We start from the raw sequence: 21,857 nt of genomic DNA on the forward strand, positions 1-21,857 counted from the left end.
GACTCCTTCAGGGCGCGTCTTTGCGTACACGACAGGGTAAGAAGAGGGATGCCGCGCCTCCCCGCTCGGACGGGTGCCGCTGCGACGAGCGGCGCGACCGGCGCGACGAACGGCACGGGCGGAGGCGCGGGGTCCTGGCGGGAAGACGCACGGGCCGCATACGGTTGACCCACACGACAGAGGGGGTCCCCGTGGCACACGACGCCGCACCGACGGTCACGCGCAACGACGAGAAGAACCGCTACGAGATCCACGTCGACGGCGCGGTCGCCGGGTACACGCTCATCACGACCGACGACGCCGGTCGCACGGTCATGCCCCACACCAAGGTCGACCCCGCCTACAAGGGCCAGGGTCTCGGCAAGATCCTCGTCTCCGAGGCGCTCGCCGACCTCGCGCGACGCGACGCCGAGGTCGTCCCGACGTGCCCGTTCGTCGCCGGGTACCTCGAGAGCAACGACGTTCCCGGCCTCACCGTCGTCTCACCCGACGCGGAGTGACCGGATGACCCGCCTCGACGCCGATCCCACCGAGACCGTCGACGCCCCGGCATCCTGCGACGGCCCGCGTTCCGTCCTGCTGACCTCGCGCGAGGTGCCCCTCGGCGGGGTGCGGGGCATGCAGGTGCACCGCGCGCTGCCGCAGCGCGAGCTGCCGATGGTGGGCGCTTGGTGCTTCCTCGACCGGTTCGGGCCGCAGGTCACGACGATGCGGGTCGAACCGCACCCGCACATCGGGCTGCAGACGGTGACGTGGCCCTTCGCGGGCGAGACGCGGCACCGCGACACGATCGGCTCCGACGTCGTCATCAAGCGCGGACAGCTGAACATCATGACGAGCGGTGCCGGCATCGCGCACTCCGAGTACTCGATGGGCGACGAGCCGTCCGTCACCGACGCGCTCCAGCTCTGGGTGGCCCTGCCCGAGTCGCGCCGGCACGGCGGGCCGGACTTCGAGCGGCACACCGATCTGCCGATCGTCGAACTCGGCGAGGGCGCGGCGGCCGTCGTCGTGGTCGGCGAGCTCGCCGGCATCCGCTCCCCCGCCACCATGTACACGCCCATCGTCGGCGCGGAGGTCTTCATCCCAGCCGGTGCTCGCATCCGGATCCCGCTGAACCCCGCGTGGGAGCACGCGATCGTCGGGGTCGACGGTGCGCCGCTCGTGCACTCCGCCGACGAGCCCGTCGCCCTCGGCGACAACGACCTGCTCTACCTCGGCGTCGGGCGCGAGCGGATCGAGATCGGCGCGCCCACCGACGTCACGGTGTTCCTGCTCGGCGGCGAACCGTTCGAGAGCGACATCGTCATGTGGTGGAACTTCGTCGGGCGCAGCCACGAGGAGATCGTCGCCGCGCGTGAGGAGTGGGAGGCGGACACCCCCCGCTTCGGGCACGTCGTCACCCACGGCGCCGAGCGCATCCCGGCCCCGCCGCTGCCCACCGTCCGACTGACGAAGCGGCGTCGTCGCGCCTGATTTTGCACGGCCGGGGCCCTCTCGGGCGCGGATAGCCTTGAATCCGTGACCCGCACACTCCTCTCGACGCGCGTGCTGCTCGTCTGCGCCGCGCTCGGAGTGGCGACGGGCCTGCTCGGCGGCGTCGCCGGAGCCATCACCCCGGTCGTCATCGCCGCAGCCCCCTGGGCCTACGGCCTCGTGCTCGGGTCGCACGTGCTGCCGGGGATCATCGCGCAGCAGGTGGCCCGTCTGCCGCTGGTCGCCCTGACGACGCACGTGCTCGCCGCGCTCGTCGCGAGCGCCGTCAACCCGGCGTGGATCGGTCGGTTCCTCGGCACGGCGCTGCTGTTCGGCGCGATCCAGGAGGGCGTCGCCGCCCTCACGCGGTACCGCTCGTGGGGGGCGTGGCGCTTCTTCGCCGCCGCTCTCGTCATCGGGGTCCTCGTCGCCGTCGTCGTGTTCTTCGCGGCGAACCTCGGAAAGCTCCCGGCGTGGGCGCAGATCGCCTACCTCGTCATCGCGCTCGCCGGTCCGGTCGTGTGGACGGCGGCCGGCCTCGGCGTGGGCGAGAGCCTGCGCCGCGCGGGCGTGGCGCGAGGAGTTAGGTCAGGCTAAGCTAAGGCCGACCCGCCCTCCTCGTTTGGACCGTCCGTGAGCCCTGCCGCCTCCGATCCCACCACGGCGCAGGCGCCCCGCGACGACCGGCCGCCCACGCCGCTGCTGCGCGTGCGTGGAGTCGCGATCACCCACGAGGGAGCGGATGCCGCGATCCCGGCATCCGTCACGTTCGACATCGCCCCCGGCGAGGTCGTCCTGCTGCTGGGACCCAGCGGTTCGGGCAAGTCCACCCTCGCCCTCGCGACCAACGGCCTGATCCCGCAGGCGGTGCCGGCGACCCTCACCGGCGAGGTCGCGGTGCGCGGATTCGCCGCGGTCACGACGCCCGTCGCACAGCTCGCGGCGCACGTCGGCATGGTGTTTCAAGACCCCGACGCGCAGCTGATCACCGGCACGGTCTTCGACGACGTCGCCTTCGGCCCCGAGAACCTGCGGATGCCGGTGGCCGACGTCCTCGCGCGCACCGAAGCCGCACTGCGCCAGGTCGGACTGTGGGAGCGCCGCGGCGAGAACCCGGACCGGCTGTCGGGCGGCGGCAAGCAGCGCTTGGCGATCGCGTGCGCGCTGGCGATGGGGTCGGAGCTGCTGGTCCTCGACGAGCCCACCGCGAACCTCGACCCGGCCGGGATCGAGGACGTCTACGACGCGCTGCGCGCGGTCGCCGCCGAGGGTCGCTCGATCCTGCTGGTCGAGCACAACCTCGACGCCGCCGTCGGCCTCACCGACCGCGTCGTCGTGCTCGACGCGGAGGGCCGCACGGTCGCCGACGGCCCCGTCGACGCGGTGCTGCGGGGCCGCGCCGAGGAGCTCGAGGCGATCGGCGTCTGGCTGCCGGTCTCGACGATGGCCGCCCTCGCCCTGCGGCGGGACGGGTGGAACCTTCCCCGCACGCCGATCGCCCCTGCGGAGCTGACGGAGGCGCTCGAGGCGGCGGAGGCGCCGGTTCCGAGTGCAGGTGATTCGGCACCCGGGAGGGTCGAACGACGCCCTCGACCGCGTCCTGACCTGCATTCGGCACACCCGGCGGTCGAGGTGCGCGGGCTCACCCTCCGGCGCGGGCGGCGCACCGTGCTGCACGGCGTCGATCTGTCGGTGCGGGCGGGCGAGTTCGTCGCCGTCGTGGGAGCGAACGGCGCGGGCAAGACCACGCTCGTGCAGGCGATGGCGGGGGTCATCCCGCCGCCGCGCGGCACGGTGCGCGTCGACGGGGTCGACGCGTCGCGCACCGGCCTGCGCGAGTTGTCGCGCCGGATCGGCTTCGTCTTCCAGAACCCCGAGCACCAGTTCATCGCGCACACGGTCTTCGACGAGCTCGCTCACGGCCTGCGCGGACGCGGGCTCGGCGAGGCCGAGATCCGCGCGCGCACCACCGCGATGCTCGAGCGCTTCGGCCTCGAGGGCAAGGCCGACGTGCACCCGTTCCTGCTGTCGGGCGGCCAGAAGCGGCGCCTCTCGGTCGGGACGGCGCTCATCGCGGGAGCCCCGATCCTCGCCCTCGACGAGCCGACGTTCGGGCAGGACCGCGCCCGCGCCGACGAGCTGCTGCGGCTGCTGCGCGACCTCAACGAGACGGGTACGACGATCGTCGTCGTCACGCACGACATGCAGCTGGTCGCCGAGTACGCGCATCGCACGGTCGTCGTCCGCGACGGCCGGATCCGAGCGGATGCCGCCACCGCCGACGTGTTCGCCGACGAGACGCTGCTGCGCGAGAGCGGTCTGCGCCGCCCGGCGCTGCAGGAGGCGCTGCGGGGCGTGACGCGGCATCCCGGACTCGCCGGCGTGACGTCGCTGCGCGCCCTGAGCGGAGGCGCGTCGTGACCGCCGTCGCCGATCCGTACACCGGCGCCCCCGCCCGGGGTCTGCTCGGCCGCATCGGCCCGCTCGCCAAGCTCGCGGCTCCCCTGCCGGCGATGGTGGCCCTCGTCTTCTCGCGCGATCTGGTCACCCCGCTCGTCTTCCTCGCCCTCGCGTACCTCGTGATCCTCACCGGCACTCGCGTGTCGGTGCGGGTCGCGGCGCTGCTGCTTCTCGGCATCCCGATCGGAGCGTCCGTGATCGGTCTGTCGCTGGGACTGTGGGTCGACCGGGATCTCGTCGACGGCACCGCGCCGATCCTCTCGGTCGGATCCTGGACCCTCTACTCCGGCGCCGTCGAGGTCGGGCTCGCGACGGGGGCGCGCCTCGCGGCGATCCTCGCGCTCGGGCTCATCGCGGGGCTCACGACCACGGGCCCCGACCTCGTCCGCGCGACCGTGCAGCAGCTGCGTGTGCCGTACCGCATCGGCTACGCCGCGCTCGCGGCGATCCGGTTCGTGCCGCGGTTCGGGTACGAGCTCGAGGTGATCCGGCAGGCGCACCGGGTGCGCGGCGCACACGGCGGGCGCGGACCGTTCGCCGCGATCGCCCGCTGGGCAGGCTACGTCGTGCCGCTGCTGGCCGGCGCGATCCGGCACGCCGAGCGGGTGGCGCTCGCGATGGACGCCCGCGCGTTCGGCGCCCACCGCGACCGCACCGAGCGGTACCTGCTGCCGTGGCGGGCGCGCGACACGGTGTTCGCGCTCGTCTTCTGGGTCGCGTCCGCCGCGATCCTGACCGCGCTGTTCCCCTGGGGCATGTGACCCCGCGATGGAAGGATGCCGATGGCCCGCGCCAGTGCTCTCGTGAAGCCCGCACACCAGGAATTGCTGCACCTGCGCGTGCTGCGCACCGAGCGGCTCGCGCCGCACTGGATGCGCGTCACCCTCGGCGGCGGCGACGTCGACCGGTTCACCGCGCGCGGCTTCGACCAGTGGTTCCGCCTCTTCCTGCCCATCGGCGGCGAGGCGGGCCTCGAGCGCATCCCCGCGAAGGCGAACACCCTCCTCGGCTACCTGCGCTATCTCCGGATCCCTCAGGGGGAGCGGCCCGTCATGCGCAACTACACCGTGCGCGCCTACCGGGCCGCGACGGCGGATGCCGGTGCCGAGATCGACGTCGACTTCGTGCTGCACGGGCACGGCGACGACGCGGGCCCCGCCTCGGGCTGGGCGGAGCGGGCGCAGCCCGGCGAGAGCGTCGTCATCCTCGACGAAGGGCTCGGGTTCGACCCCGAGCGCGGTGTCGAACAGGTGGTGCTCGTGGCCGACGAGACCGGCGTGCCCGCCGTCGCGGGGGTCCTCGCGTCGCTGCCCTCGACCGCGACGGGCGTCGCGATCCTCGAGGCCCCGACCGCCGACGACGTCCTCCCCCTGGACGCACCGGCGGGCGTCGAGGTGTCCTGGCTCGTGCGCGACGCCGACGCGGCACCCGGCACGGCCGCCCTCGCAGAGCTCGTGCGGCGGCCGGCGGCATCCGGCGCACATCACTTCATCGTGGGCGAGCAGAACCTGCCGACGTCCGCGCGGCGCCACCTCGTCGCCCTGGGGGTCGACAAGTCCGCGATCAGTTTCATCGGCTACTGGCGCAGGACGCCGGCGACGGAGAAGGTGGGGCGCTGACATGGGCAAGGTGTCGACCGCGTACCTGATGACATGTGCCGCGATCGGGGTTGCCGGCGGTGTGATGCTGGCGTTCGCCTGGTGGCTCTCGACGGCGCTGTTCGCGACCGTGCCGTTCGCCTCGGTCGCGATCGCCGGGCTGTGGATGATGCCGGCGGTCATCGCGCTCCGCCTCATCCGCCGGCCGTTCGCGGGTCTGCTCGTGGGGCTGGTGTCGGGGCTCGTGCTCACGCCGTTCTACACCGCCGGCGCGATCGCGACGACGCTGTTCTGGGCCTTCTTCCCGGAGCTGCCCTTCCTCGTGACGATCTACCGCCGCTGGTCGCGGTGGCTGCACGACGCCGGCGCCGTCGTCGCGGGTGTCGCCTACCCGATCCTCGCGGCGCAGTCGTTCGACCTGTGGGCCATGGCGTTCCCGGTGCTGGTCGCCTTCTTCGTCCTGTGCACGGTGAGCTGCCTCGTCGCCACGTGGGGCGGGATCGTCATCGCCGACCGGCTGGCGGCCGCCGGTGTCGCCCGTCTGGCCCGGCGCGCGGCGCCGCACGCGGCCTGACACCGGGTCTCGTGCGGCGTGGAACGCCGGTGCTATGGTGAGGCCACTTCCCGCTCAGGACGGCGACGGTGCCGCCCGGGTACCCGGCCGCGGGAAGGCGGATCGCTTTCCCTGAGGAGGTCGGCGTGACCACGACGCCTGTGCATCTGACCCGTCCGGACGGCAAGGGCCTCGCGCGCGGCACCCTGGGCCTGTGGGGCTCGACCGTCATCGGCCTCGCCTCGACCGCGCCGGTGTATTCGCTCGTCGCGACGCTCGGCTACGTCGTCCTCGCCGTCGGAGGGCAGGCGCCGATCGCGTTCGTGATCGCCTTCATCCCGATGCTGCTCATCGCCTTCGCCTACCGCGAGCTCAACAACGACGTGCCCGACTGCGGCACGACGTTCACCTGGGGCACGAAGGCGTTCGGCCCATGGGTGGGCTGGATGGGCGGCTGGGGCGTCGCGATCGCGGGCATGATCGTGCTGGCGAACCTCGCGCAGGTCGCGTCGATCTACTTCTGGGCCCTCCTCGGCCAGGAGTTCGAGGAACCGAACGACTGGCGGATCGTCCTCGTCGCGGTCGCCTTCATCGCCGCGATGACGTACGTGTCGTGGCGCGGCGTCGAGATCGGCGAGCGCATCCAGAACGTGCTGCTCGGCATCCAGTACCTCGCCCTCATCGTCTTCGTGATCGCCGCGCTCACGCAGTTCTTCTCGGGCTCGGCCCCGAACCCCACCCCGTTCGACTGGCAGTGGCTGAACCCGTTCGCCTTCGGGGAGTGGGGCGGGTTCATCGAGGCGATCCTGCTCGCGATCTTCATCTACTGGGGGTGGGACACCTGCCTCGCCCTCAACGAGGAGACGAAGGACCCCAAGCGGATCCCGGGCCTCGCCGCCCTCCTGACCTGCGTCCTGCTCCTGGTCACCTACGTCTCGGTCACGATCGCGGCGATGATGTACGCCGGCATCGGCGAGGACGGCACGGGCCTCGGCAACGTCGACAACGCCGACGACTTCTTCCTCGCGATCAAGGACGGGCTGCTCGGCCCGTGGGGCTGGCTGCTCGTGGTCGCCGTCCTCATCTCGGCGGTCTCGTCGACGCAGACGACGATCCTCCCGACGGCGCGCGGCACGCTCGCGATGGGCGTGTACCGCGCCCTCCCGGCGAAGTTCAAGGACGTCCACCCCCGTTACAAGACGCCCTCGTTCTCGACCCTGGTCATGGGCACCGTGGCGAGCGTCTACTACGTCGTCATGACCTCGCTCAGCGACGCGATCCTGCAGGACACGATCCTCTCGCTCGGCCTCGCGATCGCGTTCTACTACGCCATCACCGGGTACGCCTGCGTCTGGTACTTCCGCAACGACCTGTTCCGTTCCGCGCGCGACACCTGGTTCAAGGGCGTGTTCCCCCTCGTCGGCGCCCTCATGCTGACCTACGCCTTCATCCAGTCGGCGATCGACATGCTGAACCCCGATTACGGCTACTCGGGCACGCTGCTCGGCGTGGGGTCGACCTTCGTCGTCGGCATCGGCGCGCTCGGCCTCGGCGTCGTGCTCATGCTCGTGTGGTTCCTCTTCCCGCGCTCGAAGCGGTTCTTCCGCGGCGAGAGCCTCAACCGCGAGACCCCCGTGCTCGTCCCCGACGACACGAGCACCCTCCCCCGCTCCATCGACGGCGGCATCTGACCGCCCGGAAGGACCCCGCATGCGCATCCTCATCATCGGCGCCGGCGGCGTCGGCAGTGCCGCCGCCCGCATCCTCCGCCGCCGCGACTTCTTCGAGGCCGTCGTCATCGCCGACTACGACCCGGCCCGCCCCGAAGCGCTCGTGGCGGAACTCGGCGACGAGCGGTTCGCCGCGGCGCAGGTGGATGCCTCGAGCGCCGAGTCCGTGGCATCCCTGATCCGCGAGCACTCCGCCACCCATGTGCTCAACGCCGTCGACCCGCGGTTCGTCATGCCGATCTTCGACGGCGCCTTCGCGGCCGGGGCGACGTACCTCGACATGGCGATGAGCCTGTCGCAGCGGCATCCGGAACGCCCCTATGAGGAAGTGGGCGTCAAGCTCGGCGACGCGCAGTTCGCCAAGGAGCAGGAATGGAAGGATGCCGGGCGCCTGGCGCTCGTCGGGATCGGCGTCGAGCCGGGCCTGTCGGACGTGTTCGCCCGCTACGCGGAGGACGAGCTGTTCGACGAGATCGACGAGCTGGGGGTGCGCGACGGGGCGAACCTCGTCGTCGCCGGGTACGACTTCGCGCCGTCGTTCTCGATCTGGACGACGATCGAGGAGTGCCTGAACCCGCCGGTCGTCTACGAGGAGGGCAAGGGCTGGTACGTCACCGAGCCGTTCAGCGAGCCCGAGGTGTTCGACTTCCCCGACGGCATCGGTCCGGTCGAGTGCGTCAACGTCGAGCACGAGGAAGTGCTCCTCATGCCGCGGTGGACCAAAGCAAAGCGCGTCACGTTCAAGTACGGCCTCGGTGACGAGTTCATCGAGGTGCTGCGGGTGCTGAACAAGCTCGGCCTCGACAAGACCGAGCCGCTGTCGGTGAAGGGTGTGCAGGTCTCGCCGCGCGACGTCGTGGCGGCGGCCCTGCCCGACCCCGCCACGATCGGCGACAAGATGAGCGGCAAGACCTGCGCCGGCGTGTGGGTGACGGGAACCGGCAAGGACGGGAAGCCCCGCTCGACGTACCTGTACCACGTGGCCGACAACGAGCAGACGATGCGCGAGGACAACTCGCAGGCCGTCGTCTGGCAGACCGCGATCAACCCCGTCATCGCCCTCGAGCTGCTCGCCCGCGGCACCTGGTCGGGCACGGGCGTGCTCGGCCCCGAGGCGTTCGACGCCAAGCCGTTCCTCGAGCTGCTCGCGGCGCCGAAGCCCGAGGGTTACGGCTCGCCGTGGGGCATGCGGGAGCAGCCGCACCCCGTCGCGTCCTGAACCGTCGAGGTCAGCCCGCGAGTCGGTCGAAGGATGCCGAGAGGTCCTCAGCGTCGGAGGTCACGACGTCGGCGTCCACGAGATCCGACGCGCCGTCGATCAGGGTGTCGGACCACGTCTGCAGGATCTCCTCCGCCGCTCCCGAGTCGTAGAACAGCTCGCTGAGCCGGTCGAGCTCGCTCTCGTACAGGACCGTGAAGTCGTCGTTCGCGAGGAAGCGCTCGGCGAGGATGTTCGAGCCGCCGCCCGGGCCGGCACCGCCGCCCATCTGCGCCCCTGCCTCACCGCCGTCGTCCGGTCGCGTGGGACGCTCACCGGCCGCGCCCCAGGCCGCGTCATCCGGCGGCGTCGCGCCGTCCGGAGCGGCCGCGTCGTCGCGATCGGGCATCATCCCGCCGCCGGCACCGCCACCGCCGACCTCGTCGGCCCCGGGCGAGGCCCCGAAAGCCAGGTTCACATCCCAGTTGACGACGGTCATCAGCCCGGTATCCGCGTCGTAGGCCAGGTACGAGTTGTTGCCGGGACCGTCGATGTCGTCGAAGTTGTCGACAAGGTCCTGGAACGCGAGGTAGGTCGCGAAGGCGTCGATGTCGAGGTGATCCGACAGCTCCGCGGCGAAGGTCTCGTCATCCGAGTCGTTGATGAACTCGAGGAAGTCGATGAGGGGCGTCAGGTCGTCCTCGCCCGCCTCCTGGTCGAACACGTCGGTGTACGAGTCGGGGTCGTCGCCGCGGTACGAGTAGTCGCCGCCTGACTCGGCCTTGTACAGCGCCGTCGCGCCCACGGTCGAGTCGTTCCAGGTGTCGCTCGGGTTCTCGACGACCAGGCGCAAGGACGTCGCGTCGCCGATCGTGAAGCGGGTGGCGGCCGCCTGCTCGGCGGCCAGACCTGTGAGGTCGAGCAGGTCGAGTGCGACCGCCTCGTTCAGCGACGTCTCGGAGCTGTTGCCGCGGACGACGAACTCGGTGATGCCCTCGTGCTCCTGCCAGTCGACGAACTTGTCGAGGCGGATGACCCAGGGGATCGTGCTCGGGTCGTCGTCGCTCGTGACGCTCCGGAGCGACGAATTGCCCTTGAGCTTGAGTCCCGCACCCTCGTAGACCTCGCCGTCGATTGTGACGGTGACCTCGATCCACTCCTTGTCGCCGGTGCTCTCGTACGTCTCGAGCAGCTCGGTGAGCGCGTCGTCGTCCACATCGACGGTGATCGAGTGCACGGTCGAGGAGTCCCAGAAGCTCGCAGTCGAGGTCGACACGGATGCGGCGTCCGAGGACCCGTCGCCCTCGTCCACCGCAGGCGCGACGCATCCCGCGAGGGCGAGGGCACCGACCGAGACGACGGCGAGGGACAGGGTGAGGCGGAAGTGACGGTGACGCATCCGCCGATTCCACCCGGCTGTCATTAACCGCGCCTAAGACGCGACTAATGACAGCCTTCGGGTCAGCGCTTGCCGGCGATCCGGCGCGAGACGATGTCGCGCATGATCTCGTTCGTGCCGCCGTAGATGCGGTGGACGCGGGCGTCGAGGAAGGCGCGGGCGATCGGGTACTCCATGATGTAGCCGTAGCCGCCGTGCAGCTGGACGCAGGCGTCGAGCACCTCCCACTCGCGCTCGGTGGCCCAGAACTTGACTTGAGCGGCATCCTCGGCGGACAGCTTGTTCTCGCCGTACAGGGTGATCGCGCGGTCGACGTAGGCCCACAGCGCGTCGACGGTCGTGACGAGGTCGGCGAGGGTGAAGCGGGTGTTCTGGAAGTCGATGATCCGCTGACCGAAGGCCTCGCGGTCCTTCGTGTACGCGACCGTCCACTCGACGCCCGCCTGCGCGGCCGCGGCGCCCGCGACACCGATCGACAGGCGCTCGAGCGGCAGGTTCATCATGAGCTGGATGAAGCCCTTGCCCTCTTCGCCGCCGATGAGGTTCGCGTCGGGGACGAAGACGTCGGTGAAGCTGAGCTCGGCCGTGTCGTGGCCGTGGAAGCCCATCTTGTGCAGTTTCTTGCCGTGGTCGAAGCCCGCCATGCCGGCCTCGAGCAGCAGGAGCGAGAAGGCGTCGGGCCGGTTGCCCTCGCCCGTCTTCACGAACACGACGAAGATGTCGGCGGTGGCGCCTGACGAGATGAAGGTCTTCGCGCCGTTGACGATGTAGCCGCCGTCGGTCTTCTTCGCGGTCGTCGAGATGCCGCGCAGGTCCGATCCCGCACCGGGCTCGGTCATCGCGAGCGCACCGATGATCTCACCGGTCGCCATGCGGGGGAGCCAGGTCTCCTTCTGCTCCTGCGTGCCCATGTGCACGAGGTAGGGCACGGCCAGGTCGTCCTGGATGCCGAAGGCGCCGGCGAGCGATCCCGCACCGGCCCGGATGACCTCTTCATTGACGATCGTGCGGAAGCGGTAGTCCTGCAGCATCCCCGCGCCGCCGAACTCCTCCGGCACGCTGAGCCCGATCACACCGGCCTCGCCGGCCGCGCGCATCGTCGCCCGGTCGATCTCGCCGGCGGCATCCCACTGTTCGCGCTTCTCGTTGGTGACGTAGCGCTTGATGAACTCCTTGACGACGTCGCGGAACGCTTCGTGGTCCTCGTCGTAGATGTTCCGCTCCATGTGCGGACCCCCTTCGTGTCGGCGCGACGCTGCGCTCGTGGGCGGCGTCGCCACCCTCCACTGTACGCGCGCCGTGGGATCCGATGCCAGGGTGAGCGCGACTGAGTTCCGCGACGAGCCTCAGCCGTATTCGGGGGCGGGCTCGAGTCCGAAGAACTCCTCGAGGGTGTGGAAGCCGCCGTCGGCGTAGGCGGCGGCCAACTCACGGCCGATGAACCGCAGGTGCCACGGCTCGGCGGAGTAGCCCGTCGTCGCGGTGCGTCCCTCCTCGTAACGGACGATGAAGCCGTACCGCCAGGCGTTCTCGGCGATCCAGTCCGACTGCGGGGTGCCGCCGAAGCCGTCATGGTCGCCGCATCCGGAGTCGCATGCCACGACGTCCACGGCGAGTCCGGTCTGGTGCTCGCTGTGGCCGGGGCGTGCGCTCCGGAGGTCGGCGGCGGCCTTGCCGCGCATCGAGACGTAGCGGTTGTACGTGTCGACCTGGAAGTCGTAGGGGCGGAACCCGCTGCTCACCCCGATGGTGCCCGCCGCGGCTCGCACGTCGGCCGAGAGCTCGTCGAGCGCCGCCGCCGTCTCGTCGAGCAGCCACCCGCCCGCCACGATCCAGGTGTCCTGCGGACGCGCCTGCGGTGTGGGCCAGTAGTCGATCGGATCGAGGGGATGCCGCTTGTTCGCGACCACCCAGAGGCGCCCCGCCTCGTGCAGGTCGACGCAGGGGGCCGCGCCGTCGGCGATCGCCGCGCGGAACGGTTCGGCGCCGCCGAACGCGGCGATCACGTCGCGGTCGGAGCCGTTTTCGAGCGCCGCGGTCACGGCATCCGTCTCGCACAAGGCCGGCTCGGCCTCGGGGGTCTCCGGCGTCGGCGTCGGTGTGCTCGTCGGCGCGGACGAGGGCGGAGCGGGGGTGGATGCCGGTTCGGCGACGGCGTCGTCGGGGGCGAGGGCGCGCGGGAGGACGACGACGAGGGCGATGATGAGCGTCGCGACGAGGGCGAGCAGGACGACCGCGCGGCGCTGGCGTCGCCGACGGAGCACCCGCCGCCTCGCGGCGCTCCTCGACTCTGACACGTGACCATTGTCCCAGGCCGGGGAGTGCGTCCTCGATGTTCTACTCTCCCGGGCGCGACATTGACTCTTTGCTCGTATATGTGTTCGACTGAGGAGATGCGGTGGCAGGGGCAGGACATCTCGACGGTCGATGAGGCCGCCCTGCCCGGGCTCGAGTCGATGGGCGGTCTCGTCCGCTCGGTGACGACGCCCGAGTTCGCCGGGATGACATTCCACGAGGTGGTCGCGAAGTCCGCGCTGAACCACGTGCCGAGCGTTTCCGCGATGCCGTTCTCGTGGACCGTGAACCCGTATCGAGGCTGCTCGCATGCGTGCACGTACTGCCTGGATCCCGAGACCCTGGTCATGACGGCTGAGGGTCGACACAAGCGGCTCGGGGACGTGCGCGTCGGCGAGGACGTGATGGGGACGCGCGTGGATGGTGCGTACCGGCGCTACGTCCCCACGACGGTGCGCGCCGTCTGGCACACCCGGAAAGCGGCCTACCGGATCACCCTTGCCGACGGGACGGAGATCATCGCGAGTGGCGATCATCGGTTCCTGACCGAGCGCGGATGGAAGCACGTGACGGGGACGACATCGGGCGCCGGCCGTCGTCCGCATCTGACCACGGGGAATCGTCTGCAGGGGTTCGGGATGGGCGCCCCGCGCGGGCAGAGCGCTTTCGTCGCCGACCCGGACTTCGAACGGGGATACCTCAGTGGGATGATCCGCGGCGACGGGATGATCTTCCATGGCACGTACACCGACGCGAAGCGGGTCCGGGTGATTCACCGATTCCGCCTCGCGTTGGCGGATGTCGACGCGTTGGACCGGACTCAGCGCTTCCTGGAGCGGGCAGGAGTTCTCACGCACGAGCGAGCGTTCACTCCGGCGACGGACGTGCGGCGGCCGATGACGGCGATCCACACGGCACGGCAGGGCGATGTCGAGACGATCGAGACGCTGATCGTCGAACCCATCGCACCCTCGTCCGCCTGGAGGGCGGGATTCCTCTCCGGCATCTTCGATGCGGAGGGCTCGTGCTCGCGCGGCATCCTCCGCATCGTCAACACGGACGAGCGGCTGCTCGAGACGGTGTCGACCTCGCTCGACCACTTCGGGATCAGCTTCATCCGAGAGCCCGTGCGGCCCAATGGTCTGAGGGCGATCCGCGTGACCGGCGGGCTGCCCTCGCGGGATCGGTTCTTCCGGATCACCAGCCCCACCATCACGCGGAAACTGTCGATCGTGGGCGCGGCCGTGAAGACCGCGACCGATCTGACGGTGATCTCGATCGAGGACGTCGGTGAACGCGATCTCGTCGACATCTCCACGGACACCGAGGACTTCATCGCCGCCGGGGTGGTCAGCCACAATTGCTTCGCCCGCAACACGCACACCTACCTCGACCTCGACGCGGGGGCCGACTTCGACTCGCAGATCGTCGTGAAGGTGAACGTGGCGGAGGTGCTCGCGCGGGAGCTCGCCAAGCCGTCGTGGCGGCACGAACCGGTCGCCCTCGGTACGAACACCGATCCGTACCAGCGGGCCGAGGGCCGCTATCGGCTGATGCCGGGCATCATCGACGCCCTCGCCTCGAGCGGCACGCCGTTCTCGATCCTCACGAAGGGCACGCTGCTGCGCCGCGACCTGCCGCAGCTGACGGATGCCGCGACCCGCGTCCCGATCCACATCGCCATGTCGATCGCGATCCCCCACGAACCGTTGCGTCAACTCCTCGAGCCGGGCGCGCCGTCGTTCCAGGCACGGCTCGACACCGTGAAGGCCGCGACGGATGCCGGTTTCTCGGTGACCGTGTTCCTCATGCCGATCGTGCCGCACCTGACCGACGGGATCGACGTGCTCGACGACGCGATCGCGCGGATCGCGGCATCCGGTGCGCGTCGGGTCGTCTTCGGCGCCCTGCACCTGCGGCCGGGCGCGAAGGAGTGGTTCTGGCAGTGGCTGGAACGCGAGTGCCCGGACCTCGTGCCGGCCTACCGCGGTCTCTACCCCGGCGTCTCGGTCTCGGCGCCGAAGGGATACCGCTCTTGGCTGTCCGCGCGGGTGCGTCCGCTGCTGCGGAAGCACGGACTGCACGGCAGGCTCGAAGAGGAGGACGCTCCCCCGCGCGGGCTCGGCCCGGTGCGGACCACGGGTCCGGTCATGAAGGCGACGACGCGCGAGCAGGCGGCAGCGATGCTGTTCTGACTCAGTCGTCGGGGATGAGGCGTTTGCCGAGGACGGAGGTCGCGTCGCGCGCGTAGCCGATGCCGTCGTAGAACTCGGCGACCGCGTCGTTGCCCTCGCGGACCATGAGCATCACCTTCGGGCAGCCGAGCGCTTCGAGCCGTCGCTCCGCCTCGGCCACCAGCATCCGCCCGGTCCCCTCGCCGCGCCGGTCGGAAGCCGATGCGAGGTAGTACAACCAGCCGCGGTGTCCGTCGTACCCGGCCATGACCGAGCCGACGACGCGGTCGCCGTCCGCCGCGACCAGAAGGAGGTCGGGCCAGACGGCGCGGGCACGCGCGATGTCGCGGTGCGGGTCGTTCCAGGGGCGGGTCAGGCCGGCGTCGTGCCACAGGGACACGACCGCGTCGACGTCGGGATCACCGAGCGGGCGGATGACGAGCGGCATCCGCCCACCCTAGTGACACCGCTCAGGCGTCGACGTTCGCGGCCTGACGACCCGTGATCTCCTCGAGCAGGTCGTCGCCGATGCGCGCCTCGTCGAAAGGCGCATCGATCTCGGCGCGCTCGAGCATCTCGGTCATGCGCCGACGACGCTGACGCGTGATCAGCGTGACGACCGTGCCCGCGCGGCCCGCGCGACCGGTGCGGCCCGAGCGGTGCGTGTACGTCTTGTACTCGTCGGGAGCGTCAGCCTGGACGACCAGGTCGATGTCGTCGACGTGGATGCCGCGGGCTGCCACGTCGGTCGCGACGAGCACGTTGACCTTGCCGTCGGTCAGGCGCTGCAGGTTGCGGGTGCGCTTGGCCTGGTTGAGGTCGCCGTGGAGGGCGACGGCGGCGATCCCGGCATCCTCGAACTGCTCCACGAGCATCTCGGAGTACGCACGGGTCCGCGTGAAGACGAGCGTCTTGCCGTCGCGGTCGACGAGCGAGGTGAGGATCTCGGCCTTGTCGCGGTGGTCGATCACGAGCACGCGGTGGTCGATGGTGCCGGTCTCCTGCGTCTCGCCCGCAACCTCGTAGACGGCCGGGTTCACGAGGAACTCGTCGACCAGAGCAGCGACCTCGCGGTCGAGCGTGGCGGAGAAGAGCAGCTTCTGCGCGTCGTCTCGCACGAGGCGGAGGATCCGCTGCATCGGCTCGAGGAAGCCCAGCTCGCTCATGTGGTCGGCCTCGTCGAGGACGACGATCCCGACCTCGGACAGGTCGAGCTTGCCCTGCTTCTCGAGGTCCTCGATGCGGCCAGGGGTGCCGATGACGATGTCGACGCCCTTCTTGAGCGCGCCGACCTGGCGGCCCTGCGGGACGCCGCCGTAGACCTGCGTCGTGAAGAGGCCGACGCTCCGCGCGAGCTCCTGCACGGTGCGGTCGATCTGCAGCGCGAGCTCGCGCGTCGGCGCGAGGATCAGCGCCTGCGGCGAACGGCCCCACGCGCGGCGCTTGCCGGCCTGGCCGCGCAGCACACGCTCGACGAGCGGAGCGCCGAAGGCGATCGTCTTGCCCGAGCCGGTACGGCCACGGGCGAGGACGTCACGGCCCTCGAGGATCGGACGGACGGTGGCCGCCTGGATCGGGAAGGGGCTCGTGGCGCCGAGACCTTCGAGGGTGCGCACGATGTTCTGGCCGAGCCCGAGGTCGGCGAACGACGCCTGCTCGACGGATGCGGCATCCACCGCTTCGGCCTGGAGACGCTCGTGGACGACGTCGACGTGCTCCTGGTGCGCCTTCGACTTCTCGGCGGCGTTCTCCCCACGGCCACTCCACGCGCCGCTGCCGCGCCGCGCGGAGCCTCCGGCCGCCTGGGCCCAGTCCGACCGGTTCGCGCGCTCGTCGCGGCGGGGCCGGTCGTCGCGGCGGGGCCGGTCGTCGAACGAGCGCGCGGTGCGGTCGGCGCGGTCGAAGCGCGGGCGCTCGGGACGGCCAGTACCGCGGAATTCGCGTGCGTCACGGCCGTTTCCGGCGTCACGAGGGGCGCGGCGGTCGGAATCTCCGCGGTCGTTGCCACGGTCGACGCGGTCGAGGCGGGGGCGCTCGGTCCGGCCGAACCGCGCACGATCGTCGCGCTCGGGGCGGCCGTAACCGCGGACATCCTGCCCATCCCGACGCGAATCGGCCCCACGGGGGCCCCGACGATCGAAATCTCCGCGGTCGTTGCCACGCTCGCGGTCGAAGCGCGGGCGCTCGCCACCGGCGCGGTCGAAACGCGGGCGCTCGCCACCGGCGCGGTCGAAGCGCGGGCGCTCGCCAGCGGCGGCGCGGTCGCCGCGGGCGTGCGAGCGGATGCCGCGGGCCTCGGCCCGGCCGGCGCGGTCCTGCTCGGTCCAGCGGCCCTTCGCAGGTGCCGACTCCTCGGCGGCGCGGAAGCCGCGATGCTTGGGGCTCTTGCTGCCGGCGGTTCCGGCGGAGGCCTGGCCGGGGCGGCGCTTGGCGTCCTGGTAGGAGGTCTTCTTGCCGTAGCGGGGCTCGAAGTTCTGCGCGCGGCCGCCGGCCGGCTTCTTGTTCTTGGGCATGCGTGTGCTTTCTGGGTTCTCGCACGAAACAGCGCCGTGCGCGCACGCACGGTGAGACCCGGACTTCCGTCGGCCGGGGGCCATTCCAGTTACTGGTTCCGACACCACGGAGCGGGTGTCGAGATCGGCCCCGAGGACTACACAGGATGCCCGCGCACAGCGCGGTGTCCTCCGCCGACGGATCCACGATACCCGGCCCACCTGGGAACCCGCCGCGCCGATACGCTGGCCGCATGGCCGCCGATCCCACCGGAACCCGCTTCGCCCTCCGCGCCGCCGACGTCTCGGCCGAGATCACCGAGGTCGGTGCCGCGCTGCGGGCGCTGCGCGTCGGCGGCGTCGACCTCGTCCCGGACTACCCCGACGACGCGCCGACACCCGCGGCATCCGGCATCGTCCTGGTCCCCTGGCCCAACCGCGTCCGCGACGGCCGCTGGGAGGACGACGGCGAACTCCGCCAGCTCGCGATCACTGAGCCGAAGCTCGGCAACGCGTCGCACGGGCTGCTGCGGTTCGCGTCGTACCGGGTGGAGGAGCAGACGGATGCTGCGCTCACCCTGCGGGCCGACGTCGTGCCGCAGACGGGGTACCCGTACCACCTCGCCACTCGCGTGACCTATCGCCTCGGCGAGCGCGGCATCCGGGTGACCCACGAGATCACGAACATCGGCGACGGCGACGCCCCGGTCGCCCTCGGGACGCACCCGTACTTCCGGATCTCCGACGTCGACACCGCCGACCTGTCGCTGCAGGTCGAGGCGCGGACCTGGTTCCGCCTGGACGATCAGAGCATCCCGGTCGCCGAGGAGCCGCTCGACGACGAGCACGACCTCCGCACGCCCCGACGCGTCGGCGACCTGTCGCTCGACGTCGCCTTCGCGGGACTCCCCCGCCGCGACGGACGGATCCATGCGCACCTGATCGCCCCGGACGGGCGCCGCCTCACGGTGTGGGCGGGCGAGGGATTCGAGTACGTCCAGGTCTTCACGACCGACCGCTTCCCGGGGCACGACCTGGCCGTCGCGATCGAGCCGATGACGTCTCCGGCCGACGCATTCAACTCCGGCCGGAGCCTGCGACGTCTCGCCCCCGGCGAGAGCTGGACGCTCGAGTGGGGCGCCGACCTCGTCGGCTGACCCTCACTCCTCGCGCCGCGGCTCCTCGTCGGACGCCGCCGGCTCCTCGACCGCCGGCGCCTCGACCGCCGGGATCTCGATGTCCGGGGCCTCCTCGATCACGAGCGCCGTGTCGACGGCGGCCGCGCCGGTGACGACTCCCGCCGAAGCCGCGGCATCCCGCCGCGCGCGTCGCGTGAGCGGCGCCTCGGTCGCGGTCGCGGCGGGCACGACGTCGCCGCGCTTGGCGGCGCGACGCTCCTTGGCGCCCTCGACGAGGTTGTAGAGCGCGGGCAGCACGAGCAGGGTCAGCACGGTCGACGACACGAGTCCGCCGATGACGACGATCGCGAGCGGCTGCGAGATGAACCCGCCGTGCCCCGTGATCCCGAGCGCCATCGGCGTGAGCGCGAAGATCGTCGCGAGGGCCGTCATGAGGATCGGCCGCAGTCGGCGCGCACCGCCGGCGAGCACCGCCTCGGGCGTGGACAGACCCTTCTCGCGGTACTGGTTCACGAGGTCGATGAGGACGATCGCGTTCGTGACGACGATGCCGACGAGCATCAGGACGCCGATGAGCGACGCGACGCCCAGCGGCACACCCGAGACGATCTGCAGCAGGATGGCGCCGGTCGCCGCGAACGGCACCGAGACGAGCAGCAGCACAGGCTGCCGCAGCGACTTGAAGGTCGCGACCATGACGATGTAGACGATGAGGATCGCCGCGAGGATCGCGAGCCCCAGCTGCGCGAAGGCGTCCTGCTGCTGCGTCACGACCCCGCCGATCTCGGCGTCGGCGCCCTGCGGCAGGTCGACGTCGGCGAGCGCGGTGGTGACGGCCGCGTTCGAGGCGTTCAGGTCGTCGGTGGCGGGGGTGACGGTGACGGATGCGGTGCGCTGACCGCGCTCGCTGGTGATCGACGACGGTCCCTCGGACTGCTCGACGGTCGCCACCTCGTCGAGGCGCACGAGGCCCGACGCGCTCGCGATCTGGAGCGAACGGAGTTCGTCGATCGTCTGCGGGATGTCGGCAGCCTTCAGGTACACGGTGAGCGACGCGTCGTCGATCTCGACGGTGCCGATCTGTCGCGGCTGCATCGTGTTCGACACGAGCCCGCCGACGGCGACCTCCGACAGGCCCAGCTCGGCCGCCTTGTCGCGGTCGACGGCGACCGAGACGAAGGGGAGGGATGCCGAGAGGTTCGAGTCGACCTGCTCGATGCCCTTCGCGTCCCGCAGCGCGGCGACCACGGCGTCGGTCGCGTCGCGCAGCACGCCGGCGTCCGGCGCGGTCACGTCGACCTCGATGTCGGTCGAGCCGAAGCCGCCCTGCGCCGCCGAGACGACGACCTCACCGGCATCCGGCAGGTCGGCGACGGCCTGCTGCACGTCGGTGCGGATCTGCTCCTGGTCGGCGTCGGGGTCGGTCGTGATCGAGTAGGTGATGCCGGGCCCGCCGCCCGAGAACGCGTCGCGGAGCGCCGAACCGCTCGAGCCGATCGAGGTCTGCACCGTCTCGATGCCGTCGACGTCGAGCAGGACCTCCTCGACGCGCTTCGCGGCGGCGTCCTGGGTCTCGAGGCTCGCGGTGTCGCCGACGTTCTGCGTCACGGTGAAGGTGTTCTGTCCCGAATCGCCGAGGAAGTTGACCTTCATGAGCGGGGCGGCCAGGACGGTGCCGCCGAGCACGATGGCGGCGAGCACCAGCGTCACCACCGAGTGCTTCAGCGTCCAACGCAGCACCGGCAGGTACGACGTCTGCAGGCGGCTCGGCGGCGCGGCCGGATCTTCGGGGTCGATCGCCCGACCCGCGGCATCCGTCACCGGCTTGCCCGGCCGCAGGAACCAGTACGCGAGGACGGGCACGATCGTCAGCGCGACGAAGAGCGACGCGAGCATCGCGATGGTGACCGTCAGCGCGAAGGGGCGGAAGAGCTCGCCGGTCAGGTCGCCGACGAAGGCGATCGGCAGGAAGACGGCGACGGTCGTGAGGGTGGAGGCCGTGATGGCGGCCGCGACCTCGCGGACGGCGAGGAGGATCGCCTGCAGCTTGTCGGCGCCGCCGACGTAGTGTCGCTTGATGTTCTCGATGACGACGATGGAGTCGTCGACCACACGGCCGATCGCGATCGTGAGGGCGCCGAGGGTCAGGATGTTGAGCGAGTAGCCGAAGGCCTGGATGCCGATGAACGTGATGAGCACGCTCGTCGGGATCGAGATGGCGGTGACGAGGGTCGAGCGCACCGACAGCAGGAAGATCAGGATGACGACGACCGCGAACGCGAGCCCGAGGAGCCCCTCCTGCGCGAGCGCCTCGATCGACTGCTCGATGTAGGGCGCCTGGTCGAAGACGACCGTGATCGTCGCGCCGCTGCCGATGTCGTCCTGCAGCGCGCCGATCGCGTCGCGGACGAGGTGCGAGACGTCGACCGTGTTGGCCGCGGGGAGCTTCGTGATCGACACCGTGAGCGCGGGCTTGCCGTCGACGCGCGAGATCGAGGTCACCGGGTCGGTGTCGAGGACGACGTCGGCGACGTCCCCGACGGTGACCTTGCCGGCGGCGAACTGGTCGGCGTCCGTGGGGACGAGCGGGAGCGCGGCGATCTCGTCGATGGAGTCGAGCTTCGTGCCGGTCTGCACGGTGAGGGTCTGGTCGCCCTCGTCGATCGTGCCGCCGGGGAACAGGACGCCGTTCTGGTCGAGCGCGTCGGTGATCGCGGTCTGCGTGTACCCGTCGGCGGCGAGCGCGGCCTGGTCGGGGGTGATCGTCACCCGCGAGGTCTGCCCGCCGACGATCTGCGCGGCGGCGACTCCGTCGAGGTCCTCGATGTCGGGGACGACGGCGTTCTCGAGCCGTGTCTGCACCTCGGTCGCGTTGTCGTATCCCGTGACGGCGAGCGCGATGACGGGGAGGTCGTCGGTCGAGAAGGCGAGGACGCTCGTGTCGAGACCGTCGGGCAGCGTGTCGTCGATGCGGTTGATGGCCTGCAGGATCTTCTGCTCGGCGGTCGCGAGGTCGGTGCCGTAGGCGAAGGATGCTCGGATGATCGACGCGTTCGTCGTGCTCGTCGACGACGTGGACTCGAGGTCGGGGACGGCCTGGATCGCCTGCTCGATCGGCGTCGAGACGTCGTTGTTGACGACGTCGGGGGATGCGCCGGGGTACGTGGTCAGGATCGACAGCTGCGGCAGCTGGATCGGCGGGATCAGCTCCTGCTTGAGGCTCGTGAGGGCAAGTCCACCGAAGATCGCCGCGACGATCGTGATGAGGGCGATGAGCGCGCGGTTCTTGAGGCTCAGGACAGCGAGGTTCGACAACGGAGGCCCATTTCCACGGTGCAGGTGA

At 71.0% G+C, this 21,857-nt stretch carries 17 protein-coding genes; 11 read left to right on the plus strand and 6 right to left on the minus strand.

Annotated features, from left to right (window positions below; genetic code table 11):
* The first annotated feature begins 191 nt into the window (after positions 1–191).
* From ACPEH2_RS06570 to ACPEH2_RS06610, 9 genes are all read left to right on the plus strand, one after another.
* Positions 192–500 (plus strand): GNAT family N-acetyltransferase, encoded by a 309-nt coding sequence (locus tag ACPEH2_RS06570; protein ID WP_217529952.1) that lies wholly within the window; start codon positions 192–194, stop codon positions 498–500.
* A 4-nt stretch (positions 501–504) separates the two neighbouring features.
* Complete coding sequence (locus tag ACPEH2_RS06575) at positions 505–1,476, plus strand: pirin family protein (protein ID WP_359918938.1); 972 nt, start codon at positions 505–507, stop codon at positions 1,474–1,476.
* Between the two features lie 45 nt (positions 1,477–1,521).
* The gene (locus ACPEH2_RS06580) at positions 1,522–2,073 is read left to right on the plus strand and encodes an ECF transporter S component (protein WP_359918939.1); all 552 of its coding nucleotides are present in this window, start codon (positions 1,522–1,524) and stop codon (positions 2,071–2,073) included.
* 36 nt (positions 2,074–2,109) lie between these two features.
* Positions 2,110–3,897: an ABC transporter ATP-binding protein gene (locus tag ACPEH2_RS06585; protein ID WP_423718474.1), complete on the plus strand. Its 1,788-nt coding sequence runs from the start codon at positions 2,110–2,112 to the stop codon at positions 3,895–3,897.
* Positions 3,894–4,697: an energy-coupling factor transporter transmembrane component T family protein gene (locus ACPEH2_RS06590; RefSeq protein WP_359918941.1), complete on the plus strand. Its 804-nt coding sequence runs from the start codon at positions 3,894–3,896 to the stop codon at positions 4,695–4,697. The genes ACPEH2_RS06585 and ACPEH2_RS06590 overlap by 4 nt, the downstream gene beginning before the upstream one ends.
* Positions 4,698–4,718: 21 nt before the next feature.
* Positions 4,719–5,555 carry a siderophore-interacting protein gene (locus tag ACPEH2_RS06595; protein WP_359918942.1) on the plus strand — a complete coding sequence of 279 codons (837 nt, stop codon included), beginning with the start codon at positions 4,719–4,721 and terminating at the stop codon, positions 5,553–5,555.
* Between the two features lies 1 nt (position 5,556).
* Positions 5,557–6,108, plus strand: a complete 552-nt coding sequence (locus ACPEH2_RS06600) for an ECF transporter S component (RefSeq protein ID WP_359918944.1) — start codon at positions 5,557–5,559, stop codon at positions 6,106–6,108.
* A 125-nt stretch (positions 6,109–6,233) separates the two neighbouring features.
* Entirely contained in the window at positions 6,234–7,778 is a 1,545-nt protein-coding gene (locus ACPEH2_RS06605; protein ID WP_423718476.1) for an APC family permease, read from the plus strand.
* A 19-nt stretch (positions 7,779–7,797) separates the two neighbouring features.
* Positions 7,798–9,036, plus strand: coding sequence for a saccharopine dehydrogenase family protein (locus ACPEH2_RS06610; protein ID WP_423718477.1), 1,239 nt, complete (start codon positions 7,798–7,800; stop codon positions 9,034–9,036).
* A gap of 10 nt (positions 9,037–9,046) precedes the next feature.
* Here ACPEH2_RS06610 and ACPEH2_RS06615 read toward each other — a convergent pair whose 3' ends face one another.
* The 3 genes from ACPEH2_RS06615 to ACPEH2_RS06625 form a co-directional block, all read right to left on the minus strand.
* Entirely contained in the window at positions 9,047–10,438 is a 1,392-nt protein-coding gene (locus ACPEH2_RS06615) for a CotH kinase family protein (protein WP_359918950.1), read from the minus strand.
* Positions 10,439–10,476: 38 nt separating this feature from the next.
* Complete coding sequence (locus ACPEH2_RS06620) at positions 10,477–11,640, minus strand: acyl-CoA dehydrogenase family protein (protein WP_359918952.1); 1,164 nt, start codon at positions 11,638–11,640, stop codon at positions 10,477–10,479.
* A gap of 120 nt (positions 11,641–11,760) precedes the next feature.
* Complete coding sequence (locus ACPEH2_RS06625) at positions 11,761–12,711, minus strand: M15 family metallopeptidase (protein WP_359918954.1); 951 nt, start codon at positions 12,709–12,711, stop codon at positions 11,761–11,763.
* 96 nt (positions 12,712–12,807) lie between these two features.
* On the opposite strand from ACPEH2_RS06625, the gene ACPEH2_RS06630 reads away from it, so the two are divergent.
* The gene (locus ACPEH2_RS06630) at positions 12,808–14,904 is read left to right on the plus strand and encodes an intein-containing Rv2578c family radical SAM protein (RefSeq protein WP_359918955.1); all 2,097 of its coding nucleotides are present in this window, start codon (positions 12,808–12,810) and stop codon (positions 14,902–14,904) included.
* 1 nt (position 14,905) lies between these two features.
* On the opposite strand, the gene ACPEH2_RS06635 is transcribed toward ACPEH2_RS06630, so the two are convergent.
* Positions 14,906–15,331 carry a GNAT family acetyltransferase gene (locus tag ACPEH2_RS06635; RefSeq protein ID WP_359918957.1) on the minus strand — a complete coding sequence of 142 codons (426 nt, stop codon included), beginning with the start codon at positions 15,329–15,331 and terminating at the stop codon, positions 14,906–14,908.
* 22 nt (positions 15,332–15,353) lie between these two features.
* A complete protein-coding gene (locus ACPEH2_RS06640; RefSeq protein WP_359918959.1) occupies positions 15,354–17,396 on the minus strand; it encodes a DEAD/DEAH box helicase in 2,043 nt (680 codons plus the stop codon).
* A 233-nt stretch (positions 17,397–17,629) separates the two neighbouring features.
* Between ACPEH2_RS06640 and ACPEH2_RS06645 the strand changes: the two genes are divergently transcribed.
* On the plus strand, positions 17,630–18,532 hold the full coding sequence (locus ACPEH2_RS06645; protein ID WP_359918960.1) for an aldose 1-epimerase family protein: 903 nt from the start codon (positions 17,630–17,632) through the stop codon (positions 18,530–18,532).
* 3 nt (positions 18,533–18,535) lie between these two features.
* Here the strand turns inward: ACPEH2_RS06645 and ACPEH2_RS06650 are convergent, their stop codons facing one another.
* A complete protein-coding gene (locus ACPEH2_RS06650) occupies positions 18,536–21,829 on the minus strand; it encodes an efflux RND transporter permease subunit (protein ID WP_423718479.1) in 3,294 nt (1,097 codons plus the stop codon).
* Between the last annotated feature and the right edge of the window lie 28 nt (positions 21,830–21,857).

Origin of the sequence: Microbacterium sp. NPDC064942, from assembly GCF_049545525.1 — a bacterium.
GTDB classification, from domain to species: Bacteria; Actinomycetota; Actinomycetes; order Actinomycetales; family Microbacteriaceae; genus Microbacterium; species Microbacterium gawkjiense.

What these genes read in the sequence shown, in the direction of transcription:
- ACPEH2_RS06600 (WP_359918944.1), top strand. Translation starts at nt 5,557, where the DNA reads ATGGGCAAGGTGTCGACCGCGTACCTGATGACATGTGCCGCGATCGGG.
- ACPEH2_RS06630 (WP_359918955.1), top strand. Translation starts at nt 12,808, where the DNA reads ATGCGGTGGCAGGGGCAGGACATCTCGACGGTCGATGAGGCCGCCCTG.
- ACPEH2_RS06615 (WP_359918950.1), bottom strand. Translation starts at nt 10,438, where the DNA reads ATGACAGCCGGGTGGAATCGGCGGATGCGTCACCGTCACTTCCGCCTC.
- ACPEH2_RS06640 (WP_359918959.1), bottom strand. Translation starts at nt 17,396, where the DNA reads ATGCCCAAGAACAAGAAGCCGGCCGGCGGCCGCGCGCAGAACTTCGAG.
- ACPEH2_RS06610 (WP_423718477.1), top strand. Translation starts at nt 7,798, where the DNA reads ATGCGCATCCTCATCATCGGCGCCGGCGGCGTCGGCAGTGCCGCCGCC.
- ACPEH2_RS06595 (WP_359918942.1), top strand. Translation starts at nt 4,719, where the DNA reads ATGGCCCGCGCCAGTGCTCTCGTGAAGCCCGCACACCAGGAATTGCTG.
- ACPEH2_RS06575 (WP_359918938.1), top strand. Translation starts at nt 505, where the DNA reads ATGACCCGCCTCGACGCCGATCCCACCGAGACCGTCGACGCCCCGGCA.
- ACPEH2_RS06635 (WP_359918957.1), bottom strand. Translation starts at nt 15,331, where the DNA reads ATGCCGCTCGTCATCCGCCCGCTCGGTGATCCCGACGTCGACGCGGTC.
- ACPEH2_RS06645 (WP_359918960.1), top strand. Translation starts at nt 17,630, where the DNA reads ATGGCCGCCGATCCCACCGGAACCCGCTTCGCCCTCCGCGCCGCCGAC.
- ACPEH2_RS06620 (WP_359918952.1), bottom strand. Translation starts at nt 11,640, where the DNA reads ATGGAGCGGAACATCTACGACGAGGACCACGAAGCGTTCCGCGACGTC.